This window comes from Archangium sp. (genome assembly GCF_036389735.1).
GTDB lineage: Bacteria > Myxococcota > Myxococcia > Myxococcales > Myxococcaceae > Archangium.
The window spans coordinates 1-8,772 of record NZ_DASVWK010001102.1; the positions used below are offsets into that span (position 1 = coordinate 1).

At 71.0% G+C, this 8,772-nt stretch carries 5 protein-coding genes; 4 read left to right on the plus strand and 1 reads right to left on the minus strand.

Annotated elements, in window-relative coordinates; translation table 11 throughout:
- The 3 genes from VF794_RS39615 to VF794_RS39625 all read left to right on the plus strand — a co-directional run.
- On the plus strand, window positions 1-1,165 hold a 1,165-nt coding region (locus tag VF794_RS39615; RefSeq protein WP_331118879.1), incomplete at its 5' end, for a DUF763 domain-containing protein.
- A gap of 261 nt (window positions 1,166-1,426) precedes the next feature.
- Window positions 1,427-3,070 carry an ATP-binding protein gene (locus VF794_RS39620; protein WP_331118881.1) on the plus strand — a complete coding sequence of 548 codons (1,644 nt, stop codon included), beginning with the start codon at window positions 1,427-1,429 and terminating at the stop codon, window positions 3,068-3,070.
- 13 nt (window positions 3,071-3,083) lie between these two features.
- Window positions 3,084-5,942 carry a PAS domain S-box protein gene (locus VF794_RS39625; RefSeq protein WP_331118883.1) on the plus strand — a complete coding sequence of 953 codons (2,859 nt, stop codon included), beginning with the start codon at window positions 3,084-3,086 and terminating at the stop codon, window positions 5,940-5,942.
- Window positions 5,943-5,946: 4 nt separating this feature from the next.
- Here VF794_RS39625 and VF794_RS39630 read toward each other — a convergent pair whose 3' ends face one another.
- Complete coding sequence (locus VF794_RS39630; RefSeq protein WP_331118885.1) at window positions 5,947-7,656, minus strand: NAD-dependent malic enzyme; 1,710 nt, start codon at window positions 7,654-7,656, stop codon at window positions 5,947-5,949.
- Window positions 7,657-7,846: 190 nt separating this feature from the next.
- Between VF794_RS39630 and VF794_RS39635 the strand changes: the two genes are divergently transcribed.
- Window positions 7,847-8,410: a DUF2378 family protein gene (locus VF794_RS39635; RefSeq protein ID WP_331118887.1), complete on the plus strand. Its 564-nt coding sequence runs from the start codon at window positions 7,847-7,849 to the stop codon at window positions 8,408-8,410.
- Window positions 8,411-8,772 lie beyond the last annotated feature (362 nt).

Below are 8,772 nucleotides of genomic sequence, written 5' to 3' on the forward strand. Positions count from 1 at the left end.
GCGCCGGCTCGCGCACCCCTTCTGGTTCCAGTCGCTCGGCGCCGTCATGGGCATGGACTGGCACTCCTCGGGCGTCACCACCACGGTGCTCGGCGCGCTCAAGCGCGGGCTGACTCCCGGCGGGCGCCAGCTCGGGCTGTATGTCGTCGGCGGCAAGGGCGTGCAGGCGCGCCGCACCCCGGACGAGCTGCGCATCATCGGAGACCGGGTGGGCATCGACGCCGAGGCGCTCGTGCGCGCCAGCCGCCTGACGGCCAAGGTGGACAGCGCCGCGGTGCAGGACGGCTTCCAGCTGTACTCCCACAGCCTCATCCTCTCGGACGACAACGCCTGGGCGGTGGTGCAGCAGGGCATGAACCCCGAGGTCCGTCAGGCCCGGCGCTACCACTGGCTCTCCGAGGGCCTGGGCAGCTTCGTGGACTCGCCCCACGCCGCCATCGAGGGCCCCTCCCAGGGCGTCATCCTCAACCTCACGGACCGGCGCGCCGCGAGGGCCCGGGCCGCCCAGGTGGAGCTCGTCTCCCAGGGGCCGGACCTGGTGGTGGGTGCGCTGCGCAAGCTGCGTCCCCAGGAGGCGCCCGTCCCCGTCACCGCGCCCCTGCCACTGCCGCACCTCCAGATGCCCCTTCACGAGGAGGTGACGCGCGATGATGTCCTCCTGCGCCGGCTCCACGGCACGCTGGCCGCCGCCGCCGAGCAGGGCCCCCGGGACTTCGCCGAGCTGCTCCTCACCCCGGGTCTGGGGGCTCGCACGGTGGCCGCCCTGGCCAGCGTGGCCGAGGTGCTCCATGGCACGCCCTCGCGCTTCACCGACCCGGCGCGCTTCTCGTTCGCCCAGGGCGGCAAGGACCGGCACCCCTATCCGGTGCGGCTCGACGTCTATGATGAGACGTTGCGCGTGCTGCGCAACGCGGTGGCTGCGGCGAGGCTCGGCAATGACGAGCGGCTGCGCGCCATCCAGGAGCTGGATCGTCAGGCGCGCCGATTGGAAGCCACGGCCACGGGCCCCTCCTTCGAGGCGCTCGTGGAGGAGGGGTGGAAGGACGTGGGCGAGCTGCTGCCCACGGATGCCCCTCCGCGCAGGCGGCGCCGGGCCTCGGGACAGCTGGAGCTGCCCGGCCTGGACGAGGACACTCCCAGTGGATCCGCTCCTCACTCGAGGTAGCGGCTTCCCGGTCGTTCGGGGCCCCGGAGTGCCGCCAGGGGAGCATGCGGCCCAGGAGCCGTAAGCTGGTCGACACCTTTGTCGGCTGTTTCCAGGACTGGCCCGGGCGGCTCATGGCAGAACTTCCTCTGCTGGTGCCTGTCTCCCCCCCAGGCGCCAGAGGGAGTCTTCATCGTGTCGCGCATCAATCAGGCTGCTCCCCAGGCAAGGGGAGCACGGTCGGAGTCGATCCTGGCTCCCCGACTCGATGGGCGAGTGCTGGTGGTCGACGACACGGAAGCCAAGCGGTACCTCGTCGTGCAGACGCTGCGCATGTCGGGCATGGAGGTGCTGGAGGCGTCGACGGGACGGGAGGCGCTCGCGGCCCTGGCGCGCCAGCCGGACGTGGTGGTGCTGGACGTGCGCCTGCCGGACATGACGGGCTTCGAGGTGTGCCGCCGGCTCAAGGCGGACCCCTCCACCGCCGCCCTCCCCGTCCTCTATATCTCCACCCTGCTCCAGGACGAGGAGCTGGAGGCCCACCTCTTCGAGGACGGCGCGGATGGCTACATCCCCCAGCCCATCGAGCCCAAGCACCTGGTGGCCCAGACGTGGGCGCTGGTGCGCATGCGCCGGGCGGAGCTGGCCCGGCAGCGCGAGCGCGAGGAGGCCCAGGCCGAGCAGGCACGGCTCCAGCGGGAGCTGGAGCAGGAGCGCACGCTGGCGGAGCAGCGTGCCGCGGAGCTTCTGGCCACCACCGCCGCCTTCTCGCACGCGCTCACCCCGAAGGACGTGGCCGAGGCGCTGGTGGTCCACGGGCTGAAGTCCCTGGACGCCTACGCGGGCGTCGTCAGCCTCGTGGAGGGCGAGCATCTCCAGATCCTCAGCCACTTCGGCTATCCGCCCCAGCTCACCCTGGACCACAACCTCTATCCGCTCAGCCAGGGCTCGCCCTCCACCGAGGCGGTCCGCCGGGGGCGGCCCGTGGAGGCCCAGGCCTCGGACAGCTTCGAGCGGGAGTGGCCCGAGTTCGCCCGCACCGTCCAGGGCAGTCGGAGTCGCTCCTGGTTGAGTACGCCGCTGAAGGAGGGAGAGCAGGTGGTGGGTGTGCTGGGGTTGAGCTTCTCCACCGCGCGCCGCTTCACCGCGCAGGAGCGGGCGCACCTGGAGTCGCTCGGCCAGGTGTGCGCCCAGGCCCTGGCGCGCGCCCGGCTCTTCGAGGAGGAGCGGCGGGCGAAGGAGGAGGCCCGGCGCCGCGAGGAGATGGAGCAGCAGTTCCTCGGCATGGTGAGCCATGACCTGCGCAATCCCCTGGCGTCCATCTCGCTGGGAGCACGCACGCTCCAGCGCCAGGAGCGGCCCTCCCCGGAGGTGCTGCTGCGCGTGGCCGGACGCATCGCGACGAGCGCGGACACCATGGGGCGGATGGTTTCCGACCTGCTCGACTTCACCCGCGGGCGGCTGGGCGGAGGCATTCCCCTGGAGCGCACGACGAACGACCTCGTGCTCCTGTGCCGGGAGGTCATCGACGAGTTCTCGGTGACGCACGCGAGCAGCGACATCCGCCTGGAGGGGGACGCGCGGTGCGAGGGGACGTGGGACGGGCCCCGGATGCGGCAGGTGCTGTCCAACCTGCTGTCCAACGCGCTGAGGCACGCGCGAGAGGGCACGCCGGTGTACGTGAGGGCACGCCGGGTGGAAGGCGAGGTGGAGCTGGCGGTGACGAACGAGGGCGAGCCCATTCCCGAGGAGCTGCTGCCGGTGCTCTTCGAGCCATTCCGCCGGGGGAGCTCGAAGTTCCTGCCCTCGGGGAGCCTGGGGCTGGGACTGTACATCGTGCGCCAGGTGGTGGAGGGGCACGGCGGGCGGGTGATGGTGGGCTCGGGCGAGGGCGTTACCTCCTTCACCGTGCGAATGCCTGAGTAAGGGAGAGTTCATCGTGTCGAACATCCGCCCGCTGTCCATGCCGTCGCGACGGGGAAGCCGTGACGCCGCCCCCTCGTTCCGGATGGAGGGGCGGGTGCTGGTGGTCGACGACACCGAGGCCAAGCGCTACTTCGTCTGCAAGACCCTGCGCGCGGTGGGCCTGGAGGTGCTGGAGGCGGCGAGCGGCCAGGAGGCGCTCACGGCCCTGGCGCTCCAGCCGGACGTGGTGTTGCTGGACGTGCGCCTGCCGGACATGAGTGGCTTCGAGGTGTGCCGCCGGCTCAAGGCGGACCCCGCCACCGCCGGCATCCCCGTCCTCTATGTCTCCTCGCTGATGCGGGACGAGGAGCTGGAGACGCGGCTCTTCGAGGACGGCGCGGACGGCTACGTTCCCCAGCCCATCGAGCCCAAGCACCTGGTGGCCCAGACGTGGGCGCTGGTGCGCATGCGCCGGGGAGAGCTGACCCGGCAACGCGAGCGCGAGACGGCCCAGGCCGAGCAGCAGCGGCTCCAGCGCGAGCTGGACAAGGAGCAGGCGCGGGCGCGGCGACTCACCGAGTCCGGCGTGGTGGGCACCTTCTACTGGGACCTGGACGGCTCCGTCCTGGACGCCAACGACACCTTCCTCGACATGGTTGGCTACACGCGCGAGGACCTCCAGAAGGGGTTGCTCGACTGGCGGAAGATGACCCCGCCGGAGTGGGAGGAGCAGGACCGCCGGGACACCCAGTCGGTGCTCGAGCAGGGCCGCTCCTCGCTCGCCGAGAAGCAGTACGTGCGCAAGGACGGCTCGCGGGTGGACGTCATCCGCGGGGGCGCGGTGTTCGAGGGCGAGCCCCACCGGGGGGTGACGGTGGTGTTGGACATCACCGCGCGCCGCGAGGCCGAGCGCCGGCTCAAGCAGCTCATGGTGGAGCTGGCCTCCAAGGAGCGGTTGCTCAAGGCCGTGCTCCAGCAGATGCCCACCGGCCTGCTCATCGCCGAGGCACCCTCGGGCCGCACGCTGCTGACCAACGAGCGCTTGGAGTCCCTCCTCGGCAAGCCCGCTGAGAGCGACGTGCGGGGGTTCCGCGCGCACCTCGCCCTGCACCCGGACGGCCGTCCCTATCGCCTGGAGGAGCTGCCGCTGGTGCGCTCGCTGCGCGAGGGGCAGGAGGTGCGGGAGGAACTCCTCATCCGCCGCGAGGATGGCTCCACCCGGCTCACCCGGACGTGTGCCTCGCCGGTGCGCGATGCCGAGGGAAGCCTCGTCGCCTGCGTGCTGACGATGGAGGACACCACCGAGCAGACGGCCACCCAGGAGTCGCTGCGGCTCAGCGAGGAGCGGCTGCGCCTGGCGCTGGAGTCCGCCGCGCTCGGGGTGTGGAGCTACGACCCGGCCACGGACGCGCTGGAGTGGGACGCGCGCACCCGGGAGCTGTTCGGACTGTCCCCCGAGGAGCCCGTGGAGCGGAGCCTGTGGTTGGAGCGCGTGCACCCGGACGACCGGGAGCGGGTGGCGGCCGAGATCCGCGAGGCGCTGGCCGGAGCGAGGGGCGGGGCCCTGGAGATGGAGTACCGGGCCGTGGGACTGCGGGATGGAGGCGTGCTGCGGTGGCTGTCCTCGCGAGGCCGGGTCCAGGAAGACACGGGCGGCCAGCGCCGCTTGATGGGGACCGTGCTGGACATCACCGAGCGCAAGCTGGCCGAGCAGCATGCCGCGGCGCTCCTGGCGACCACCGTCGCCTTCGCCCACGCGCTCACCCCGCGGCAGGTGGCCGACGCGCTGGTGGAGCACGGGTTGAAGTCGCTGGATGCGAACGCGGGCACCGTCTGCCTGAAGGTGGACGAGTCGCTGGTCGTGCTCGGCGCCACCGGCTACCAGGACGACGTCGTGGACAAGAATCGCACCATGCCCCTCGGCCTGCCCTCGCCGCTCACGGAGGCGGCGCGCACCCGGCGCGCGGTGTGGATTGAGTCCATCGAGGTCTTCGAGCGGGGCTGGCCCGGGTTCGCCCGGTTCGCGCGCGAGAACCGGAGCCGCTCGTGGGTCTCCGTGCCGTTGCTGAGCGGGGAGCAGGTGGTGGGGGTGCTGGGGCTGAGCTTCCCCACGTCACGCCGCTTCAACCCCCAGGAGCTGGCGCACCTGGAGACGCTGTGCGGGCTGGGCGCCCAGGCCCTCCTCCGGGCCCGGCTCTACGAGGAGACGAAGCGTCGCGAGGAGATGGAGCAGCAGTTCCTCGGCATGGTGAGCCATGACCTGCGCAATCCCTTGCAGGCCATCTCCCTGGGCGCACACACGCTCCAGCGCATGGAGCGCCCCGCGCCGGAAGCCTTGATGCGCGTGTCCGGACGCATCGCGACGAGCGCGGACACCATGGGGCGGATGATCTCCGACCTGCTCGACTTCACCCGTGGACGGTTGGGTGGAGGCATCCCGCTGACGCGCACGGAGGGCGACCTGGTGCGGATGTGCCGGGAGGTCATCGACGAGTTCTCGGTGACGCACCCGAGCAGCGACATCCACCTGGAAGGGGACCTGCGGTGCGAGGGCTCCTGGGACGGGGCGCGGATGAGGCAGGTGCTGTCCAACCTGCTGTCCAACGCGCTCCGCTATGCGCGCCCGGGGACGGCGGTGACCGTGAGGCTGCGCGCGCTGAAGGGCGAGGTGGAGCTGGCGGTGACGAACGAGGGAGAGCCCATTCCCGAGGAGCTGCTGCCGGTGCTCTTCGAGCCGTTCCGCCGGGGGAGCTCGAAGTTCCGGCCCTCGGGGAGCCTGGGGCTGGGGCTGTACATCGTGCGCCAGGTGGTGGAGGGGCACGGCGGGCGGGTGGTGGCGCGCTCCCAAGGAGGCACCACCACCTTCACCGTGCGGGTGCCCTGCGGGGCGTGAGCCGCTACGGCGCGCGCCGCAGGGGGAGGAACTCGGGCCGCCACATCTCGGCCTCGAGCAGCGCCTCCAGGTCGTCGGGCAGCTTGCGCGTCGTCACCTCGTCCTTCTGCGCCTGACGGATGACGGCCATGGCCACCTGCCGGCTCGCCGCGCGCAGCCGGTCCATGCGCGGGTAGAGCGCGCCCTGGGCCAGCCGCGCCCCGTCCGTGTAGTCCGCCAGCGCCAGCGACGCCGCCGTCAGCATCCCGTCCGTCACCCGCCTGGCCCGCGTCAGCAGCACGCCCAGCCCCAGGCCCGGGAAGATGAAGGCGTTGTTGCCCTGGCCCACCGGGTGCGGCGCGCCTGCCCACTCCACGTCCTCGAAGGGGCTGCCCGTGGCCACCAGCGCCTTGCCGTCCGTCCACCGGTAGATGTCCGCCGGCACCGCCTCGCTGTTGGCCGTCGGGTTGCTCAGCGCGAACACGGCCGGGTAGGGCGTGTTGGCCGCCACCGCCCGCACCACGTCCTCGCCGAACGCCCCGCGCTGCCCGCTCAGCCCCAGCAGCACCGTCACCTTCGCCTCGCGCACCGTCTCCAGCAGGCTCGGGATGGAGCCCTGGAGCTTCCAGCCCGCCGCGCGCGACGGCTCGTGCGCGAACTCCAGCTTGTACGGCTCCAGCCCCTTGCGGTCCTTGAGGATGAGGCCCTTGGAGTCGATGAGGTAGATGCGCTCGCGCGCCTCCTTCGTGCTCAAGCCCTCGCGCTCCATGCCGCGGACGATCTGCCTCGCCACGCCCACGCCGCCGGCGCCCGCGCCGTGCACCAGGTACACCTGCTGCGAGAGCGTCGTCTGGCTGCGCCGCGTGGCCGACAGCAGGCCCGCGAGCACCACCGCCCCCGTGCCCTGGATGTCGTCATTGAGCGAGGGCAGCACGTCCCGGTACCGGTCCAGCACGTCGAAGGCCTTCTGCTTGCTGAAGTCCTCCCACTGCACCAGCACGTTGGGGAAGCGCTTCTTGAGCGCCGTCACGAAGGTGTGGATGAAGTCGTCGTACTCCTTGCCCTCCATGCGCGGGCGCTTCACGCCCAGGTAGAGCGGGTCATCCAACAGCTCCTTGCGGTTGGTGCCCACGTCCAGCTCCACCGGCAGCGTCACCGCCGGGTCGATTCCCGCCGCGGCCGTGTACAGGGACAGCTTGCCGATGCAGATGGCCAGGCCGCCGAAGCCCTGGTCCCCGATGCCGAGAATCCCCTCGTTGTCCGTGGCGACGATGAGCTGCACGTCCGGGAAGGGCGTGTTCTCCAGCAGCGCGTCGATCTCCCCGATGTTCTCCGGGCTCACCACCAGCCCGCGCGGGTAGCGGTAGATGCGGCTGAACTGCTCCACCGCCTGCGCCACCGTGGGCGTATAGATGATGGGCATCATCTCCTCGATGTGCCGGTTCACCAGGGCGTAGAAGAGCACCTCGCTCCGGTCCTGGAGCGCGCGCAGGAAGACGTGCTTGTCCAGGTCCGAGCGGAAGGAGCGGAAGTTGGCGTAGGAGCGCTCGATCTGCTCGTCCAGCGAGGACACGTGGGTGGGCAGCAGGCCCAGCAGACCGAAGTCGCGCCGCTCCTCCAGGGTGAAGGAGGTGCCCTTGTTGAGCAGCGGGAGGCGGGTGAGCAGCAGCCCCGAGAGGTTCGTCTCCAGGTAGGGGCGGCCGTTCGCGTCGAGCTTCTTCTCGTACTGTTTCATGAGGGGGCACCTCTAGCGGCTCGTCGGGTGCGCCGCCAAGGGGCTCCGCGCGGCGCTCATAAGTGGTGGCTCGGGTGTCCCATGCGCCCGGGTAGGCGGTACCCCGTGTCAACGCACCGCGTCGGCGCCATGTCACCCCGGGGGGACCCACCTCCCACGTCCAGGTTGGTCGCGTGTAGTGTGGCGGGCCATGTCGGAGACGGCCCCGCCCCTCGTTTTCAGTCACAGCCTCCAGAGCCTGCTCACGCGCGCCTTTCCCACCGGGGTGCCCTCGGGGCTGAAGGAGAAGCTGCGCACGGTGGGGTTGGAGCTGGACCGGCCGCTGCTGCCCGCCTACCCCAAGGAGACGTGGGCGCGCACCGTGGAGTACGGCGCCCAGTACGCCTTCCCCCGGGAGACGCGCGAGCAGGCCTGGCGCAGGATGGGCGAGCGCATGGTGGAGGGCTACCAGGAGACGATGATTGGCCGCGCCATGTTCTCCACGCTCCGGCTGCTGGGGCCCCGGCGCATGCTGCTGCGCAGCCAGAAGAGCTTCCGCTCGGGCAACAACTACACCGAGGTCCGCCTCACCGACGTCTCCCCCACGGTGGTGGACGTGTGGTTCAACGAGACGGAAGAGGTGCTGCGCCAGTTCACCGTGGGCCTGGTGCTCGGGGGCATGCGCGCCGGGGGGGCCGAGGAGTCCCGGGTGGAGATCACCCAACGCGACGCGCAGGGCATGACCCTCCGCGCCTCCTGGAAGGCGCCTTCTTGAGCGGGTGTCCGAAACCCGGACGCTTGTCCTGGATGAGGACACTCCAGGGGCTCGGGAGTTTGTAAACGCCTCTTACGGTGGGTCTTCCGGAGAAGCCCGGCCCGTCAGGCTGGCAAGAGGATTGCTGATAGCTCCGGTGTCTCCATCTGAACGGGTAGTTCCTGATTCAGAAGGGAGCCCCGACTCGGAGTCCGAGTCGCCCCCACCCCCGATGTGCCCGGAGAAAATCCCATGAAGAAGAAGCTTCTTGTCAGCGTGGCGGCCCTGAATCTGGTGGCGTGCGGTGGTGCCGAGTTCGAGGCCGAGCAGCAGACGCAGGAGATCGATGTCGGCATCCTGGCCCTGACGGCGGACGAGAACGG